This is a genomic window from Sutterella parvirubra YIT 11816 (assembly GCF_000250875.1).
Classification (GTDB): Bacteria; Pseudomonadota; Gammaproteobacteria; order Burkholderiales; family Burkholderiaceae_F; genus Sutterella; species Sutterella parvirubra.
Window position 1 is genome coordinate 2182 of record NZ_JH604974.1, and the last position, 17843, is coordinate 20024.

Genomic DNA, 17843 nt, shown 5'->3' on the forward strand with positions numbered 1-17843 from the left:
CCGGACCGGCGGAGCCGGTCCGGGATTCAGTCATGTCTCTTCGGGGAGCCGCCTTTTTCAGGGGCGGCTCCGATGTCGATTATCAGGCGTTCTTCTTGCGGCCGATGCCGGCGATCAGCACGTAGAAGACCGGGACGAAGGCGATGCAGAGGAAGGTCCCCGTCATCATCCCGCCCAGGACGCCCACGCCGATCGCGTTCTGCGCGCCCGAGCCCGCACCGTGGGCCATGGCGAGCGGAAGCACGCCGAGACCGAACGCGAGCGAGGTCATCAGAATCGGACGCAGGCGCAGACGCACGGCTTCAAGCGCCGCATGCACGGCGTCCGCCCCCTCGGCCATCAGGTCCTTCGCGAATTCCACGATCAGAATCGCGTTCTTCGAGACGAGGCCGACGGTGGTCAGGAGACCCACCTGGAAGTAGACGTCGTTGTTCATGCCGAGCGCGTACGTGAGGCCCAAGGCGCCCACGACGCCGCACGGGACCACGAGGATCACCGCGGCCGGAATCGACCAGGACTCATAGAGCGCCGCCAGGCAGAGGAACACCACGAGGAGCGAAATCCCATAGAGCGGCGCGGCGTTGCTGCCGGCTTCGCGTTCCTGGTAGGAAACGCCGTTCCAGCTGATGCCGTAGCCGTGCGGGAAGACGCGCGCGGCGATCTCTTCGACGGCGGCCATCGCCTCACCCGAGCTCACGCCCGCGGCGGGGGAGCCCTGGATGTTGACGGCGGCAAGACCGTTGAAGCGTTCGAGTCGGGGCGAACCGTACGACCACGAGGTCGTCATGAAGCTCGAGAGCGGGACCATTTCGCCCGTGGCGTTCTTCACGTGCCAGCGTTCGAGGTCCTTGGGCTGCATGCGGCTGTCCATCTGACCCTGCACCCAGACCTGCTTGATGCGGCCGCGGTCCATGAAGTCGTTGACGTACGTGCCGCCCAGCGCGGTCGAGATCGTCGAGTTGACGTTCGCGATCGAGAGACCGAGGGCCGAGAGCTTCTGACGGTCGATGTTGAGGTTCATCTGCGCCGTGTCGTCCATGCCGTTGTGGCGGACCATCGTGAGGCGCGGATCCTTGGCGGCTTCGGCGAGGAAGGCGTTCCTCACCTCCATCAGCTTCGCGTGACCCTGACCGGAGAGGTCCTGGATGAAGAAGTCGAAGCCGTCGGCGACGCCCAGTTCAGGCACGGCCGGAAGCGGGAAGAGGAAGGTGCTCGCGTTCATGAACTCGGGGCTCATCATGAGCGGGCCCATGACGCGGCGCTGAAGCGCGTCGATCCCGGACGCTTCGTCGGTTCGGACGCTCCAGTCCTTGAGCTTCACGAAGCCCAGGGCCATGTTCTGACCGGTACCGGCGAACGAGAACCCGCGGACCGTGAAGATCGAGTCGACGATGTTCTCTTCGGTCTTCCAGACGTAGTTTTCCACGCGTTGGAGCTCACGGTCGGTGCGCTCCATCGTCGCCCCCTGAGGGAGCTGCATCTGGAGCATCATCGCGCCCTGGTCTTCCGCCGGCATGAAGGCCGACGGGAGCTTCACGAAGCCGAGGCCCATGAGACCCAGAACCACGACGTAGCAAGCCATCGTGACCCACTTGTGGTTGATCGTGTGCTCGATGAGGTCGCGCACGGCGTGCGTGAAGGCGTCGAACCCGCGGTTGAACCAGCCGAAGAACCCGGCCTTGCCGTGGTGCTCCTCATGGTCGACCGGAAGGAGGTACTTGGCGCAGAGCGACGGCGTGAGCGTCAATGCGATCAGCACCGAGAGCGCCATCGCGGAGACGATCGTCACCGAGAACTGACGGTAGATCACGCCCGTCGACCCGCCAAAGAAGGCCATCGGGATGAAGACGGCGGAAAGCACCATCGCGATGCCGACCAACGCGCCCTGAATCTGGCCCATCGACTTCACGGTCGCGTCGTACGCGTTCGAGCCGTCTTCGCGCATCACGCGCTCGACGTTCTCCACAACGACGATCGCGTCGTCGACCAATAGGCCGATGGCCAAAACCATGGCGAACATCGTCAGCATGTTGATGGAGAAGCCCGAGGCTTCGAGCATCGCGAAGGTCCCCAAGAGCACCACCGGCACGGTGATGGTCGGGATGATCGTCGCGCGCCAGTTCTGCAGGAACAGGTACATCACGACGATGACGAGCACGATGGCTTCGAAAAGCGTCTTCACGACTTCGTGGAGCGCGGCGCGCACGAACGGGGTCGTGTCGAAAGGCGTCACGACTTCGACGCCCTCGGGGAAGTTGGGCTTGAGTTCTTCGAGGCGGGTGAGAACGCTTTCCTGCGTCTGCAGGGCGTTCGCGCCCGAAGCGAGCTTGATCGCCATGCCCGAGGACGGCATCCCGTTGTAGGTGCCCGTCGCCATGAAGGTCTGCTGGCCGATCTCGATCTTCGCGACGTCGCGCAGGTACACGTTCGAACCTTCGGGCGTCACTTTGAGCAGGATCTCGCCGAACTCTTCAGGCGTCTGCAGGAGGCTAGACGACGCGATCGTCGCCGTGTACTCCTGACGCCCGTCCGTCGGCTGCGCGGCGAGCGCACCCGAGGAGATCTGAACGTTCTGCGATTCGATCGCGGAAACGACGTCCGCCGTGTCGAGGCTGTACTTGACGAGCTTGTCCGGATCGAGCCAGACGCGCATCGCGTAGGACGCGCCGAACACTTCCGCCTCACCCACGCCGTAGACGCGGGAGAGCGGTTCCTGGATGTTCGACACCAGGAAGTCGCTCAGGTCGGCGGCGTTCATGCGGCCGTCGGTCGAGATGAAGCCCACGACCATCAGGAAGCTCGCGGACGTCTTCTGAATCGTGACGCCCAGCTGCTGCACGACCTGCGGCAGCGTCGAGATCGCCGTCTGGATCTTGTTCTGGACCTGCACCTGCGCCATGTCGGGGTCGGTGCCGGCCTCAAACGTCACCGTGATCGAGACGCGCCCCGAGGAGTCCGACGTCGAGTTCATGTACATGTACCCGTCGAGACCCGTGAGGTTCTGTTCGATCACCTGCGTGACGGTGTTTTCGATCGTCTGCGCGGACGCGCCCGGATAGGTCGCCGAGATCGAGACCTGCGGGGGCGCGATCATCGGATACTGACTCACCGGGAGATTCAGAATCGAGAGCGTGCCCGCCAGCATGATCACGATCGCGATCACCCAGGCGAAAACCGGACGGTCAATGAAAAAGCGAGAGAACATAAGTTTCTAACTCCGTCGCGGTCCGGTCAGAAAAGCGGATTGGCTGCGGGAAGGTCGGATTCCTGAACTTCCACGGGTTCGACGGTCGCGCCGGGAGCCGTGCGTTGGAAGCCTTCGAAGATCACGCGCTCGCCGCTCTTCAGACCCGAGTCGACGAGCCACTTCGTGCCTTCCGTACGCGTGACGGTGACGTTGCGGCGTTCGACCTTGTTCTCGGGCGTGACGACGTAGACGTAGGCGTTGCCGCGCTCGTCGCGCATCACGCACTGCATGTGGAGCACCACCGCATCCGGGCGGATCCCTTCGGCCAACGTCGCGCGGACATACATGCCGGGGAGAAGGTCGCGTTCGGGGTTCGGAAACACCGCACGGAGCTTCACCATGCCGGTGCTCTCTTCGACCTGCGCGTCCGTGAAGGTGAGCTTCCCGGCGTGCTGGTAGACGGAACCGTCCGCCATCTTCAGCGTGACGGGGGCGTTCCCTTCCTTGTCGGTCTTCAGAACGCCCGAGGCGATGTCGCGCTTGATGCGCATGAGGTCTTCGGCGGTCTGCGTCACGTCGACGTAGATCGGGTCCAACTGCTGCACGGTGGTGAGCTGCTGGGTCTGGTAGCCCGAGAGCAGCGCGCCTTCGGTGAATTCCGAACGCGAAACGCGCCCGCTGATGGGCGAGCGCACCTTCGTGTAGTCGAGATTGATCTTGGCGGTCGTCACGGCCGCGCGGGCGGAGAGCACGGCGGCCTGGGCGGTCTTCAGCGCGGCCTGCGCGGAGTCGTCCGACTGCTTCGAGACGGCGTTGACCTTCACCAATTCGGCCGAGCGCTTCGCGTCGGCCTTGGCGCGCACGAGGTCCGCTTCGGCCTGCGCGAGCGTCGCCTGGGCGCTCTGCAGATTCGCCTCATAGGTGGCGGGGTCGATCTGGTAGAGGGCCTGACCAGCCTTCACTTCCGAACCCTCTTCGAAGAGGCGCTTCTGGAGAATGCCGTTCACCTGGGGGCGGACTTCGGCGACGTGATAGGCGCTCGTACGGCCGTTGAGCTCCGTGCTCAACGCAAAATCCTGACCGGCAAGAGTCATGACCTTGACCTGGGCGGGGGGCATCTGACGCGCAGCGCCGGCGCCTTGAGCCGCGTCCTCCTTGCAGCCCGAAAGCATCGTGGTCGCGCCGAGAGCGCACGCGACTGCGGCGACCATCATTTTGCGCGGTAACAGCATGATCATTTACTACCTTTGATTGTTGTCTTCTTGAGCATGATCCGAGAATGGGCATGCCATTCTGAACAGGTGTTCATTATGCCAAAAGACTTCTTGCAAAGTACTCGGGCAAACACCTTATTTCGGCGTAGAGGTGCGATAGAATGCGCCGGAAAAGGCTCTTGGGCAACATCTGGACACATGTTGCCCGACTTCCGAACCCAATCCACCGGACCCTTTCACGGCGGCCACCATGCTTGAGGCCATCCAATTCCAGTATTTCTTGGGCGCGCTCGTCTCGCTCCTCGTCATCACGAATCCCCCTTCGAAGATTCCGCTCTTCGTGAGCCTCACCCAGGGGATGAGTCCCGAGCGGCAGCGCCAGCAGGCCAACATGGCCGGGGTCTACGCCGCGGCGATCATGTTGGTGAGCCTCATCGGAGGGAACGTCCTCCTCGCCTTCTTCGGGATCTCCTACGGCGCGATGCGCATCGCGGGCGGCCTCGTCGTCGCGGTGATCGGCTACCAGATGCTCTTCGGCGGGAACTCCCCCAACAAGGCGCCGATCGTGCGCCGCGACAAGGACGACTACGCCTTCTTCCCCATCGCGATGCCTGGCATCGCCGGCCCCGGGACGATCGCCGTCGTGATCGGCTTCTCGACCGAAATCGCCGAACTCACCGACTACGTCGCCATGGCGGTGGCCTTTGCGTGGACCGCGCTCGCCATCTGCGCGACGGCCGGCGTCTCCTGGTTCGTCATGCGCTACTCCGACGTGATCACGAAGCGCCTCGGGCCTTCGGGCACGCTGGTGCTGGGCAAGCTCATGGGCTTTCTCCTCATCTGCATCGGCGTGCAGTTCGTGGGTTCGGGCATCCGAACCTTCATGGCGGGGAGCTGATTTTTCCGGCCCCACATTGAAAAAGCCTCCGCGGCGGCGCGGAGGCTTTTTCCGTTTCGGGGGTCCGAATCGGCTTATTCGACGGTGACGCTCTTCGCGAGGTTGCGGGGCTTGTCGACGTCGGTGCCGCGCACGAGCGCGGTGTGGTACGCGAGAAGCTGGAGCCGCACGACGTGGAGCACGGGCGAGAGGTCCCCGTAGTTTTCGGGGAGGCGGATGACGTGCATGCCGTCCGCGGACTCGATCGCGCTGTCGCCGTCCGCGAAGACGTAGAGCTCACCCCCGCGGGCGCGCACTTCGGCCATGTTCGACTTGAGCTTTTCGAGAAGCTTGTCGTTCGGGGCCACCGTGACGACCGGCATTTCGCGGTCGACGAGCGCCAGGGGACCGTGCTTGAGTTCCCCGGCCGGATAGGCTTCGGCGTGGATGTAGCTGATTTCCTTCAACTTCAGAGCGCCCTCGAGCGCGATCGGGTAGTGAAGCCCGCGCCCGAGGAAGAGCGCGTGCTGCTTGGGCGCAAAGCGCTCGGCCCAGTCGATCACCTGGGGTTCCAGCGCCAACACCGCACCCAACGCCGTCGGGATGTGGCGAAGCCGCCGGATCGCGTCCTCTTCGGCTTCCGCCGTCACGCGGCCGCGCATCTTGCCCAAGGTCATCGCGAGGAGATAGAGCGAGACCAGCTGCGTCGTGAAGGCCTTGGTCGACGCGACGCCGATCTCCACGCCCGCACGCGTGATGTAGGCCAAGCGGCTCTCACGCACCATCGCCGAGGTGGCGACGTTGCAGACCGTGAGGGTCTTCGTCATGCCGAGATCGTCGCGCGCGTGGCGAAGGGCCGAGAGCGTGTCGGCGGTTTCGCCCGACTGCGAGATCGTGACGACCAGCGTGTCGGGGTCCGCGACGCTCGTGCGGTAGCGGTATTCGCTCGCGATTTCGACGTCGCAGGGAAGCCCCGCGATCGCTTCGATCCAGTATTTGGCGGTGAGCGCGGCGTAGTAGGACGTGCCGCAGGCGATGAAGAGCAGGCGCTTCACGTCCTTGAAGACCGCTTCGGCGTCCGCGCCGAAGAGCGCGGGCGTGAAGGCGGCGACGCCTTCCAGCGTGTCCGCGATCGCGCGGGGCTGCTCGAAGATCTCCTTCTGCATGTAGTGGCGGTAGAGCCCCAGGTCCGCCGCGCCCGAGTAGGCGTGGACGATCCGTTCGGGGCGCTCGGCCGGGATGAAGTCGTCGCCAACGCGCCCCCAGACGCGGCAGCCTTCGGGACGGATTTCGGCGACGTCGCCTTCGGCGAGGAAGACGATGCGGTCGGTGACGCCCGCCAAGGCCATCGCGTCCGAGGCGCCGTAGGTGGCGTCCTCCGCCAGGCCCACGACGAGGGGCGAGCCCGCACGGGCGAGCACCACGACGTCGGGTTCGGCCTTGCTGATGACGGCGAGCCCGTAGCTCCCGCGCATGAGCACCGCCGCGCGCTTCACGGCGTCGACGAGGCACCCCTCGTAGAGGCTGTGGATGAGGTGGGCGATCACCTCGGTGTCGGTCTGGCTCGTGAAGACGTAGCCCTTTTCCAGAAGGGGCTTGCGGAGCTCTTCGTAGTTTTCGATGATCCCGTTGTGGACGATCCCGATTTCGCCGCAGGAGAAGTGCGGGTGGGCGTTGGCGACCTCCGGCGCGCCGTGCGTCGCCCAGCGCGTGTGGGCGATGCCGGTCGGCGCCGCGAGGTGCTCGTGCGCGACCTGTTCGGTCAATTCCGCGACGCGCGCGACACTTCGCGCGCGGCGCAGCCCCGCCTCGTCGACGACGGCGACGCCGCAGGAGTCGTACCCGCGGTATTCGAGTCGGCGAAGTCCTTCGAGCAGGACGGGAACGATGTTCTTACGGGCCGCGGCCGCGACGATTCCGCACATGTTGGGTCTTCCTTTTGTCGTGAATTCTGGTTCAGGCCTTCTTGACGGGGCGCTTCCAGCCCTCAATCGTGACCTGACGGGCGCGCGAGAGGGTGAGCTTGCCTTCGGGGGCTTCGCGCGTCAGCGTCGTGCCCGCACCGATGGTCGCGCCCGCGCCCACCTTGACGGGGGCGATCAGCTGCGTGTCCGACCCGATGAAGGCGTCGTCGCCGATCACGGTGCGGAACTTGTTCACGCCGTCGTAGTTGCAGGTGATGCAGCCCGCGCCGATGTTGACGCGCGCGCCCACGTCGGCGTCGCCCACGTAGGCGAGATGATTGATCTTGGTGCCTTCGCCGACGACGGACTTCTTCACTTCGACGAAGTTGCCGATGTGGTTCCCGCCCGCGAGCTCCGCACCCGGGCGCAGACGGCTGTAGGGGCCGATGCGGCCCGCGGCGCCCACGCGGGCGCCTTCTAGGTGGCAGAAGGGCAGAATCACCGTGTCTTCGCCCACCTCGACGTTCTTCAGCACGCAGTTGGCGCCGATCTTGACGCCGTCGGCCAAAACGACGTTCCCTTCAAAGACGCAGCCGACGTCGATCTCGACGTCGCGCCCGCAGGTGAGCGTCCCGCGAATGTCGATGCGGTCGGGGTCCAGAAGCGTCACGCCCGCGTCCATGAGGCGGTCCGCCTGCACGCGCTGCCAGACGCGCTCCAGGCGCGCCAGCTGCGGCTTCGAATTGACGCCTTCCACCTCCCAAACGTGGTCGGGCTGCACGGCGGCGATCGAGACGCCTTCGTGGGCCGCCAAGGCGAGGACGTCGGTGAGGTAGTACTCGCCCTGGGCGTTGGTGTTGGTCAAGGACGAGAGCCAGCCTTCGAGCCTCGCCGTCGGAAGGAGCATGATCCCGGTGTTCACTTCGCGGATGCGGCGCTCGTCGTCCGTCGCGTCCTTCTCTTCGACGATCGCGTAGGGACGGCCTTCGGCGCGCTTGATGCGGCCGTACCCGGTGGGGTTCTCCAACTCCACCGTGAGGAGCACCATCTCGTTCGTTTCGGCCGCTTCGGTCATGCGGCGGATGGTTTCGGACGAAAGAAGCGGCACGTCGCCCAGGCAGACCAGGGTCGCCGGATCGTTCTTGTCGAGCGACGGCACCGCCTGCATGAGCGCGTGCCCCGTGCCCAACTGAGGCGACTGGAGCGCGAAGCGCACGTCGGTGCGGTCCGCATAGCGGGCTTCGACCGCTTCGGCGCCGTGGCCGACGACGATGATCCTTGGCGAACCCGCCGCAAAAGGAGCCGTCGCGTCGAGCACGTGGTCCAGCATGGGACGGCCGGCGATCGGCTGAAGAACCTTGGGCAGGCGTGAACGCATGCGCTTGCCCATGCCTGCGGCGAGAATGACGATGTTCATGGTGTACCGGCTCAGAATCGAGTTCGGAGGATTTTAAATAGAGGCGGGCCGCCCCTGCGAGCGGCCCGCCTGCGAGCGTCGGTGTCGAATTTTATCAGGCGAGGCGCGGCACGAGCGGCGTCTCGGCTTCCGCGGCGGCCTTTTCGGCCTGAATCGCCCAGTCGCGGCGGTTGGCGGCGGTCGGGACGAGCGAGCCCACGGCCATGCCGAACCCAGCGGCGAGGAAGCCGCCCAGCACGCTCGGGAAGACGTCCCCGAGGCTCGTCACCGTGAGCACCGTCCAGACGATGCCGCCCACGACGATCGACGCGTAGGCGCCCGTCTTCGTCGCGCGGCGCCAGTAGAGCCCGCAGACGAGCGGCCAGAAGGCCCCGACGACCGGGAACTGGTAGGCCATCGCCACCATGTCGTAGATGGCCGCACCCTGGAACGCGATCGAGTAGGCGAGCACCGCCGCGGCGAAGACCGCGAGCGTGACGCGCATGACGCGAAGGAGGTTCTTTTCGTTGAGCTCCATCACGTGCGAGAGCACGTTCTCGACGAAGGTGGTCGAGGGGGCGAGCATCGTCGCGGACGCCGTCGACATCACCGCGGAGAGCACCGCGCCGAAGAAGAGCACGCGCAGCCACATCGGCATGTAGTCGCGCACGAGCGTCGGGAGAAGCTGCTGCGGATCTTCTGCGAGGAATTTCTGGGCGACGTCCGGCATGACGAGGATCGACGCGACGACGATCATCATCGGAACGAACGCAAAGAGGATGTAGACGCACCCGCCGATGATCGGACCCGCGACCGCGGTCTGCATGTTCTTCGCGGACATGACGCGCTGGAAGACGTCCTGCTGCGGGATCGAGCCGATCATCATCGTGATGGCGGCCGAAATCCAGAAGAGCCATCCGGTCGTCGTGGGTTCGGGCCAGGCGTGGAAGAGGTCGCGCTCACGCGCATAGTCGACGACGTTACCGAACCCGCCCGCGAGGTCGCTCGCGAAGAAGAGGATCGCAAGAAGCCCGCCCACGATGATGATCATCTGGACGAAGTCGGTGATCGCGACGCTCCACATGCCGCCCACGACCGTGTAGAAGAGCACGACCGCGGCGCCCAGGATCATGCCGGTCGTGATCGACACGGCGCCTTCCGTGATCAGGTTGATCACGAGGCCGAGCGCGGTGATCTGCGCCCCGACCCAGCCGAGGTAGGAGAGCACGATGAACATCGAGCAGAGAATCTCAATCCCCTTGCCGTAGCGTTCGCGGTAGTAGTCGCCGATCGTGAGGATGTTGCGGCGATAGAGCTTCTGCGCGAAGAAGGTGCCCACGAGAATGAGCGCCATGCCCGAGCCGAAAGGCTCTTCGATGACGCCGGCGATGCCGCTCTCGATGAAGCGGCCGGGCAAACCCAAAATCGTCTCGGAACCGAACCAGGTCGCGAACGTGGCCGTCACGACCATGGGGAGGGGAAGACTGCGCCCTGCAAGCGCAAAGTCGTTCGTATTCTTCACACGCGTGGCGGCGAAGACGCCGATGGCGACGGTGCCGAGCATGTAGAGAAGAACAAAACCAGTCAGCGTCATCTCACGATTGTCCTTATAAAACGACGTTGAACGGAAAACCTTGTTTATTCGCGCGCATTGTAGGGTGCGACGGGGGGTTCACGACCCCCCGACGCGCTTTTTTGACCCCCCGGGGGCCTTAATGTCCCAAAGTTTCATCCATATCAAATTTGAGGGGCGGTTTCGGCCGGAACCCTTCCTAAACCAAAAAGACAAAAAAGGCGCCTGATTTGGTCCGGCGCCTTGATTTTGCTGTGTTTTCGAGACCGTCGGTCTGTCTGATTTATGCGACTAGCCCGTTTTGGCGGATCGCGCACAAAAGCCAGCCGCCTTCGCCGCGCACGGGTTTCGCCAACACCCAGGTTTCGTCGAGCTCTTCGCGTTCGCCGCTCACGTCGAGAACGCCCGTGAAGCGCACGCTCGCGAGGTACTCGTCGCCCTCCTGCGCGATGCCGAGGAGTTCGTTCGAGAGTTCGACCACGGTCGTCTGTTGCGTGACGTGGCCGCGCTCGCGCAGCTGATGCGTCACCGCCGTGAAGACGTCGGGCGTCGTGAAGTCGGAGATTTCGAGCACGTTGCCGCTGTCCCAGGCCTTCTGGAGCGCGACGTAGTTCTCGCGCGCGACCTTGAGGAACCCTTCGCGGTCGAAGTCGGCGGGCGTCACGTCGACGGCGCCCGACTCTTCCGCAGGGGCGGACCCGCCGCCCATGAACTGATCCATCACGCTCCCCGAGGCGGCCGCCTGCGTGCGGACGGGCTCGGGACGGACGGGTTCGGCGCGGCGCTCGAAGATCTGCGCGTCCTCGGCGGATCCGCGCCCGGCCGGACGGTGCGCGCCCGCGGGGGCCGCACGGCGCGAGAGGAAGGCGCGAAGCGCCATGAAGAGCACGGCCGCGAGGATGAGGCCCATGACGAGGCTCACCATGCCGGCGCCGTTGATGCCGAGCATCGAGAGGAGCGCCGTGATGCCGAGCGCGGCAGCGAGGCCGGTGAGCATGCTCCTCATCATCGAGGGGCGCTGGGCCTGCTGCGCGGGCGTCGCCTGACGCGGCTGGTTCTGCGTCGCACCGGGCTTCGCGGCGGGCGCCTTCGGCGCGGCGGCGGGAGCCTTCTGCGAGAAGGTCGGCGCGGGGCGGCCGAGGTTCGATCCGCCGCCGAAACGGCGGGCGGCGTCGGCGTCCATGGGGGCGGCCGCGAGCGTCGCGCAGACAAGGAGAGCGGCGAGAAGATTCTTCATCGTCAATCTACGGAAATTCAGGTGGGAAAAATCGGTGGGCGGCCGGGAGTGGTCCTCTTCCCGGCGCGGGCGAAGTGCTTCGGCAAAGCGCCTCAAAGGTCGGGCTTGGTACCCACGTGAAGCGCACAGATGCCGAAGGTCAGATTGTGCCACGTCACTTCCGTGAACCCGGCCTCCTCCATCATCTTTGCAAAGGGCGCCTGCGCGGGATGCATGCGGATCGACTCGGCCAAATACCGGTAGGAGTCCGCGTCCCCGGCGATTTTGGACCCCAACCAGGGCATGAAGCGGAAGGAGTAAAAGTCGTAAAAAGGTTTGAGCCAACCGGCGCACTGCGAGAATTCGAGTACGAGCAAACGCCCGCCCGGACGAAGCACGCGGAGCATTTCGCGAAGAGCCCGGTCCTTGTGGGTCATGTTGCGGATCCCGAAGGAGACCGTGACGACGTCGAAGGCATCGTCCGCAAAGGGAAGCGCCTCGGCGTCGGCGACGACGCAGGCCGTGGGAACGCCGGCCTGACGCAGGCGCTTCTGCCCGATCGTGAGCATCTCGCGGTTGATGTCGGTCGCGGTGACGTTTCCCGCGCCCGCGCGCTTCGCAAACGCGATCGCGAGGTCGCCCGTGCCGCTCGCGATGTCGAGGAGCTTCGTGCCCTGACGGACGTCCGCCTCGCGGATGCTGCGGCGCTTCCAGAGACGGTGCGTCCCGAAGCTGAGCAGGTCGTTCATCAGGTCGTACTTCGGGGCGACGCTGTCGAAGACGTGGCGCACTTCGTCGACCTTGCGGTCTTCGTCGATCTGATGGAAACCGAAGTCGGTCTGGTGATGCTCTTCCTTCTGCTCGGGCTTGTTCGTGTCGGTCATGTCGGGCTCGGATGGGAAATCAGTGGCCGCCGCAGCGGGTGCGGGGCTTCGGTTCGAAGGGCTTGTTGGCCGGATCGTTCGGGTCGCGGGAGGCGCCTGCCTCGGCGAGGTCCTTGAGGTACGTCTCCCAACGCACGTCCTTCGTGCGGGCGAGCTCCTCGAAGTAGTCCCAGCTGAAGAGACCCGTGTCGTGCCCGTCGGTGAAGCCGATCTTGAGGGCGTAGTTCCCGATGGGTTCGATCGAGGCGATCGCGACGTCGCGCTTGCCCACCTGAAGCTGCGCCTCTTCGGGCGAATGACCCTGCACCTCCGCGGAGGGCGAATTCACGCGCAGAAACTCGTGCGTGAATTCCGCACGGACGCCGTCCTCGTAGACGAGTTCGAGCGTGCGGCGCTCGCTGTGAAGCAGAATCTCGACGGGTACCTTCATCCGGTCCTCCTCTCTCAAGACCATGGTGGAGCGGCGTTCCATCGGGGAACGTCGGGGACGTACGGCGGAAAAAGAAAAAGGCCTGCCCGTCTGTTCGGCAAGCCTTCATGTCGGTTTGAGGGACGACGAGCCGCACGTCCTTTCTGAATGGGTTCCTGGTCCCACGACAGGATTGCAACTATGCGACAGTTACAGGCCTCTCAGGGAACCGGTTCCTCCAGTCCTCTAACCAGTCCACTAATAAACAAACGGTTAGAAGAGAGAAAAGCCCTCCGGAGGCTTGTTGCCGGAGGGACTTTTCTACCAACCATCATAACACGTGAGTCGCCGCGCTTCGCGTTCAGCTTCCTCCCGACTCAAGCCGCCGTCATATTCCATGATCGCCGCCCGCTCCTCGTAAGCCTCTCTCAAGGCCTCATTTTGGAGCACCCTTGACCCTGAAGTACTGTTTTTTTGAGGGGGACCAAGGGGAATCGGGGGACCGCCTGAGGCTCTAGGTAAGCCAAGGTTCTCAGGCGTGGGGAACGGGCGGGGACGGAGGGGGACCAACGTCGAATCCATAGCCCGGCCCCCGTTTTCAGGCCTGCGGGAAAGGTATGCCAAGCACGACAACCGCGCGCCCAAGCGGCACAAGCCGGTGAACGCGCTCGCCTGATTTGGCTTTGAGAACGCCCCTCCTCTTGTCGTTCGCCTTCAGGCGCTCGCGCTTCAGTAGCACTGAGCACACTTCACGCTGATTCATCCCCAACGGCTCACAGAACCACCGACCAAACTCGGACGGTATGAAGTACGCCGCATGTTCGCCGCCTTCCGGGATGATGAACCCGTACAGGGGGCGCCCGGAAACGTGTTCGACCTTGAGGGTATCGCTCACCTTGTCGAAGTGGTCCGCGCTTGAAAGTACAAAGTCATCCAACCGCCCCAAAATTTCATCTTCTTTTTTGGCGTCGGTTTGGAAGTTGTCCAGCCAAGCGGTAAAACAAGCTGCGGCCGCCTTGTTGGCGTCGCCGGGCGCCCACGGGAAAACCCCGCGGATGATCGCCAACTCCCCCGCGGCGGCGACCAAACCGAAGCGGCTTGCGACACGCAGAATTTTCGAATCCGTCGAATCACAGTGCTTGCGTTTCCATTCGGCCCGGTCATGCTCAAGCCGTTCTCTGAAGGCCTCAACGCCTCCGAGACTGGCAACCTCTTCAATAACGCCGCGGATGAACGCCGGTCCGGCGGTGCCGTAGGCTTCCGCTTTCGCGGCCTTGTTGATTCGTCCGGCCAGTGCGTCCACGGTCAAGCCTTCAGGCAACTCATCGAAGACGCCCAAGGCGTCCGAGACAACCGCCGGAATGTTGACGAGTCGAATCAACGCGCCGTCCTGTACGGGCGCCCTGCGGATTGCCAGCGCGGCCTGCTCTTCCGTCCGACGCTCTCCGGTCGAGAGGAACATGGTTTGCCAAGCGTGCGTTTTGGCTAGTCCGAGGTTTCGATTCATGCGGCCCTTTCCGCGGCCGTTCCCCAGCTTATAGAGCAGGTCGACCACCTTGTTGGGGTCGGCGCGGGAAATCTCATCCAAGACCATAGGAAACTGATTGTGTGAGGCCGCGAAAGCTTCCACGCCGTTCGCGGTGTTTTCCCAACCACCCATTTCGTTATCCTGTCCGTCTTCGGCGGTGCCCCACAGACTGCACAAGGCGCGCGCCAAGGTGCTTTTCCCCTTGGAAGACTGTCCGTAGAAGTGAAACCCTCCGTTCTCTTCTTTGCAGAACGGCATGAGCGGGGGCGTCACGCCGACGCACAACGCGAACATGAGCCGCCAAGAGTTGCGCGCGTCGGTCCCGACAGACTGCCGCCAGTCCTCAAGAGTGCCTTTCTCGCCGTAGCGCGGTGCGCTTTCCCTGTCGCCCGTGAAGAGCATCGGTTCGGGCGGCTCTCCGATCACGACGCCGCCGGGGAGCGCGAAGCACTTGCCGAGGTCCCACCATCCGAGGCGGTCAACGCCCGTAATCTTTTCGGCTTGCGGATACTGCAAAAGAAAATTGTGGATCTCTGAGCCACCTTGAGCGGTGACGGCTTGACCAATATGAAGGCCCCCCGAGAGCAACACGCGGAGCACTGCTTTCGGGTCTAAAAACTCATCGCGGCGAAAAACGTGCTCATGTTCGCGGCCATTCCGGTCACGCCACTTGATCGCGCGTCGCTGGTCTTCGCCCTTCTCGTTCTCAATGTCGCCGGAGACCCAAAGCGGCCCGCATACAGGCTTGAGGCTCTCTTTCCCGTCCCGAGTTTCGACGAGGAACACGCCGCCGTGGCCGGTCGAAAAGGTTTTGCCGTAGTCCGTCGTAAAACGCCGGGTCCCGTCGCCCATGTCGGTCCAAGGATTGTTTTCAAACAAGGTTTCGAGATTGATCGCGGCCGCCGCCGGGCTTACACTGGGAGCCGAATCAATGCCTTTGGCCGCTTCGGGCTTCGCGCCCGGGGCGGTTTTTTCTTTCGTCTTCAGGTTGCTCATAGAACCCCCTTCGCAATAAAGAAATCGTTGAAATCGGTCGGCTTGTCGCCACCGGTGAGCGCTTTGAACTGAGCGCGGAGAGCGTCATCGAACTGAGGGAAGAGCACCCGCCCAGCGCTCAGGCGGGCTGCCCGCTCTGCGTGTTCCGCACCGCCGTCACAGTCGCCAAGCACGACCAAATCGGCGCGCGGGCACATTCCGCGCAGGGCCACGGCCGTCGCCGTCATGTTCTGAGCGCACATAGCCGACACGACCGGGAAGCGGCACAGCTGGGAGACGCTCAGGGCCGTCGCCACGCCTTCGGCGACGCCGATGCGTTCGGGCAGGGTTTGACGCAGTTCCAAGCGGATCTTTAAGTCCAGCGGAAGCCAGTACGCGCCCTTTCGAGGTACGCCCGGGAGAAAGAGCTTCCCGCCGTCGCTTCCGATGAATTCAAGTGAGACGGGTGCGAAGCCGGTCGAGGCGATCCCGATGCTCATGGGCACGATGAGAACCGGTCCGGTCATCGGCTTCCCGCTCTTCGGGCTGAAGAGCCTGTAAGTACGTCCATCATCCTCGGGGTAGTGCGACAAGACCGCGTTGATCCGGTCGGCGTCCAAGACGTACAAGGCGCCGTCCGGCTGGACGTGCTTGCGCTCTAGGTAGGGATGCGAGGAGACCGCTTCGGCTTCGCCTAGGATGAGGCCGCAGATAGAGAAGCCGCGTTCACGGCGTCGGCGTTCATCCTCTTCGGCCTCCCGACGGGCTTCCTCGGCCATTCGTTCGCGTTCGGCCTGTTCGGCGGGCGTGAGGCTCCTCCCGTAGTCATCGAACCAGCCGACAAGATCCCCGGTCTTCCAGTTTTGGACCAGTCCGCCGCGGCCGTCCGCAAAGAGCTTTATCCGGCCGTCTCCCCGGCCGTGCGTGTCGTCGCTCAGATTCGCAAGAACCCAGCGACCGGCGACGGGTTGACGGGGAGCGACGCCGACGGCGGCACAAGCGTCCGCAAGAGTGCCGAAGTAGGCACGAGCGCCGAAAGTAGGGGCGGCCTTGTCTTGGCCCCGGCGCTTTTCGCGCAGGCTTTCATGCTTCAACATGGTGTTTCCCTCCTCAGCGTGCGGACCGAAGCCGGTCAGCGACCAACGCAAGGACTACGAGGAGTCCGGACTTCAGGTTGATCGAACTGGAGACCTTCTTTACGTCCGCGTAGAGACCGGCCTTAGAACCAGCCGCGTCGCCGTATTCGTCGAGGAGTGACAGGGCTTCGGCGTCCACGTCGAGCGCGTCGCTCAGCTGGATCATGGTGCTCATGTAGTCCTCAATGGCCTGAGCACCGGCGAGGGCCTTGGGGTCATCCGATTCGGCGGCCTTGAGGAGGTTCACCAACGGATAGCGGTCAGCGACCTCAGGCGCAATGAATGCGAAGAGGGAGGACGGGAGAGGGTTCGCGCGACCGGGCGCGTTGAGGGTGCTACTCATGGTTGGCTCCTAAGTTGCTTTCGAAGAGTCGCCCACCTCCGCCAAGAGGGAGGGCGACGCCGTGCGGGTTGGCGGACCTGAACTTAGGAACAGGCCACCCCGAAGGGTGCCCGCACGGCATCAACCCGCAAAATCGAAGCCATGCGGGCGCAATAAGGCCATGAGTAAGACAACCGCCAAAAAGAAACGCCACGTCCCGAGAGAGGGAGAGCGCGGCGGTCATCCGCCTAAGTTCGAGCGACCCGCCAAGATCGCGGCCCATCGTGCGACGGGCTGAGCGAATCTTAACGCACGCGGCGCCTGCGCCGCAATGTTCCGCCGTATGATCGGACCCGAGGCCGTGGGCGGCTTTCATTCCCGAAGAGTTTGGCGACTGGAGGGAGTGAACGCCGGAAGCGGCCTTTTTCGTGCCAACGGTCATGCGGGGCGCCGTCGATGTGAGGGCTTTCGGTTCGCCCAGAACGTATCTGGTCTTTCGAGCACCGGCGCCGAGAAGCGCAAGAGCGCGGACGGGCTTTGACCTGAGGGCCTCGGGGCGCCTGCGTGAGGCGGACGCCGAAGGGCTGCGGGCCGTCCGGGTGCGCTGGTTGAGGTGAACGGTAGTCATAGCCGTCACCTCAGGCCACGGAACCCAACGCCGACGGACGGGATTCCATCCAAGCGAGAACCTCGGCTTTCTTCCACGCGGTAGCGTGTTCGCCGATTTTGACGGGCGCCGGGAACGTGCCCAGCCGGGAGCGGTCCCAAACCGTACTCTTAGAGAGGCCGGTGAGGGCGACAACGCGGGGGAGTCGGATGAACCCGGGATCCGAGGCGCGGAGGGCCTCAAGGCGTTCGGCGTGTTCGCTGGGAAGCCACGCGGGGAGAGTGGTGTGGTCGGTCATACTTCCTCCTATGGGATTAAGACCTTTCGGCCGGTGCGGGATTGCCTTGGCCGTCGGAGAAAGATTGACACGACGAAAACCAAAGAAAAAGGGTGCACCCTTTCAAAAGCCCAAACCCTGTTTAGGCTTTTGAGAACCCTAAAAAGGGTGAACCCCCTTTCTTGGCGTTGCTAGATATTCAGTTGTTTTGAGCATCAACCCCGATTTTTGGGAACCAATCAAGTACGCTTATTTTTTCTTCTCAGGAAGCCGGAAACGTCGCTTTTTGCCCCGCCCGACCTCGCTCACTTGGGGCAGAACTATGGCGTTGATCGCTC

At 64.0% G+C, this 17843-nt stretch carries 13 protein-coding genes; 1 reads left to right on the forward strand and 12 read right to left on the reverse strand.

Annotated elements, in window-relative coordinates; genetic code table 11:
• Positions 1-82 precede the first annotated feature (82 nt).
• Positions 83-3205: an efflux RND transporter permease subunit gene (locus tag HMPREF9440_RS06000; RefSeq protein WP_008542471.1), complete on the reverse strand. Its 3123-nt coding sequence runs from the start codon at positions 3203-3205 to the stop codon at positions 83-85.
• 26 nt (positions 3206-3231) lie between these two features.
• A complete protein-coding gene (locus HMPREF9440_RS06005) occupies positions 3232-4425 on the reverse strand; it encodes an efflux RND transporter periplasmic adaptor subunit (protein WP_008542472.1) in 1194 nt (397 codons plus the stop codon).
• 226 nt (positions 4426-4651) lie between these two features.
• On the opposite strand from HMPREF9440_RS06005, the gene HMPREF9440_RS06010 reads away from it, so the two are divergent.
• A complete protein-coding gene (locus tag HMPREF9440_RS06010; protein ID WP_008542473.1) occupies positions 4652-5299 on the forward strand; it encodes a MarC family NAAT transporter in 648 nt (215 codons plus the stop codon).
• Positions 5300-5373: 74 nt separating this feature from the next.
• Here HMPREF9440_RS06010 and glmS read toward each other — a convergent pair whose 3' ends face one another.
• The 10 genes from glmS to HMPREF9440_RS06060 all read right to left on the reverse strand — a co-directional run bounded on the left by glmS (position 5374) and on the right by HMPREF9440_RS06060 (position 17526).
• Positions 5374-7203, reverse strand: coding sequence for a glutamine--fructose-6-phosphate transaminase (isomerizing) (gene glmS / locus HMPREF9440_RS06015; protein WP_008542474.1), 1830 nt, complete (start codon positions 7201-7203; stop codon positions 5374-5376).
• A 31-nt stretch (positions 7204-7234) separates the two neighbouring features.
• On the reverse strand, positions 7235-8599 hold the full coding sequence (glmU, locus tag HMPREF9440_RS06020; RefSeq protein ID WP_008542475.1) for a bifunctional UDP-N-acetylglucosamine diphosphorylase/glucosamine-1-phosphate N-acetyltransferase GlmU: 1365 nt from the start codon (positions 8597-8599) through the stop codon (positions 7235-7237).
• 94 nt (positions 8600-8693) lie between these two features.
• On the reverse strand, positions 8694-10172 hold the full coding sequence (locus HMPREF9440_RS06025; RefSeq protein ID WP_008542476.1) for a high affinity choline transporter 1: 1479 nt from the start codon (positions 10170-10172) through the stop codon (positions 8694-8696).
• A 262-nt stretch (positions 10173-10434) separates the two neighbouring features.
• The gene (locus HMPREF9440_RS06030) at positions 10435-11388 is read right to left on the reverse strand and encodes a Tim44 domain-containing protein (RefSeq protein WP_008542477.1); all 954 of its coding nucleotides are present in this window, start codon (positions 11386-11388) and stop codon (positions 10435-10437) included.
• A gap of 92 nt (positions 11389-11480) precedes the next feature.
• A complete protein-coding gene (ubiE, locus tag HMPREF9440_RS06035) occupies positions 11481-12251 on the reverse strand; it encodes a bifunctional demethylmenaquinone methyltransferase/2-methoxy-6-polyprenyl-1,4-benzoquinol methylase UbiE (protein WP_008542478.1) in 771 nt (256 codons plus the stop codon).
• A gap of 19 nt (positions 12252-12270) precedes the next feature.
• The gene (locus HMPREF9440_RS06040; RefSeq protein WP_040764169.1) at positions 12271-12681 is read right to left on the reverse strand and encodes a gamma-butyrobetaine hydroxylase family protein; all 411 of its coding nucleotides are present in this window, start codon (positions 12679-12681) and stop codon (positions 12271-12273) included.
• Between the two features lie 577 nt (positions 12682-13258).
• Positions 13259-15184 carry a DUF927 domain-containing protein gene (locus HMPREF9440_RS06045; RefSeq protein WP_008542482.1) on the reverse strand — a complete coding sequence of 642 codons (1926 nt, stop codon included), beginning with the start codon at positions 15182-15184 and terminating at the stop codon, positions 13259-13261.
• Complete coding sequence (locus tag HMPREF9440_RS10635) at positions 15181-16260, reverse strand: toprim domain-containing protein (protein WP_008542484.1); 1080 nt, start codon at positions 16258-16260, stop codon at positions 15181-15183. Before HMPREF9440_RS10635 ends, HMPREF9440_RS06045 begins: the two co-directional genes overlap by 4 nt.
• Before the next feature lie 13 nt (positions 16261-16273).
• Complete coding sequence (locus HMPREF9440_RS06055) at positions 16274-16642, reverse strand: hypothetical protein (protein ID WP_008542485.1); 369 nt, start codon at positions 16640-16642, stop codon at positions 16274-16276.
• Positions 16643-17259: 617 nt separating this feature from the next.
• Positions 17260-17526 carry a helix-turn-helix transcriptional regulator gene (locus tag HMPREF9440_RS06060; RefSeq protein WP_008542489.1) on the reverse strand — a complete coding sequence of 89 codons (267 nt, stop codon included), beginning with the start codon at positions 17524-17526 and terminating at the stop codon, positions 17260-17262.
• Between the last annotated feature and the right edge of the window lie 317 nt (positions 17527-17843).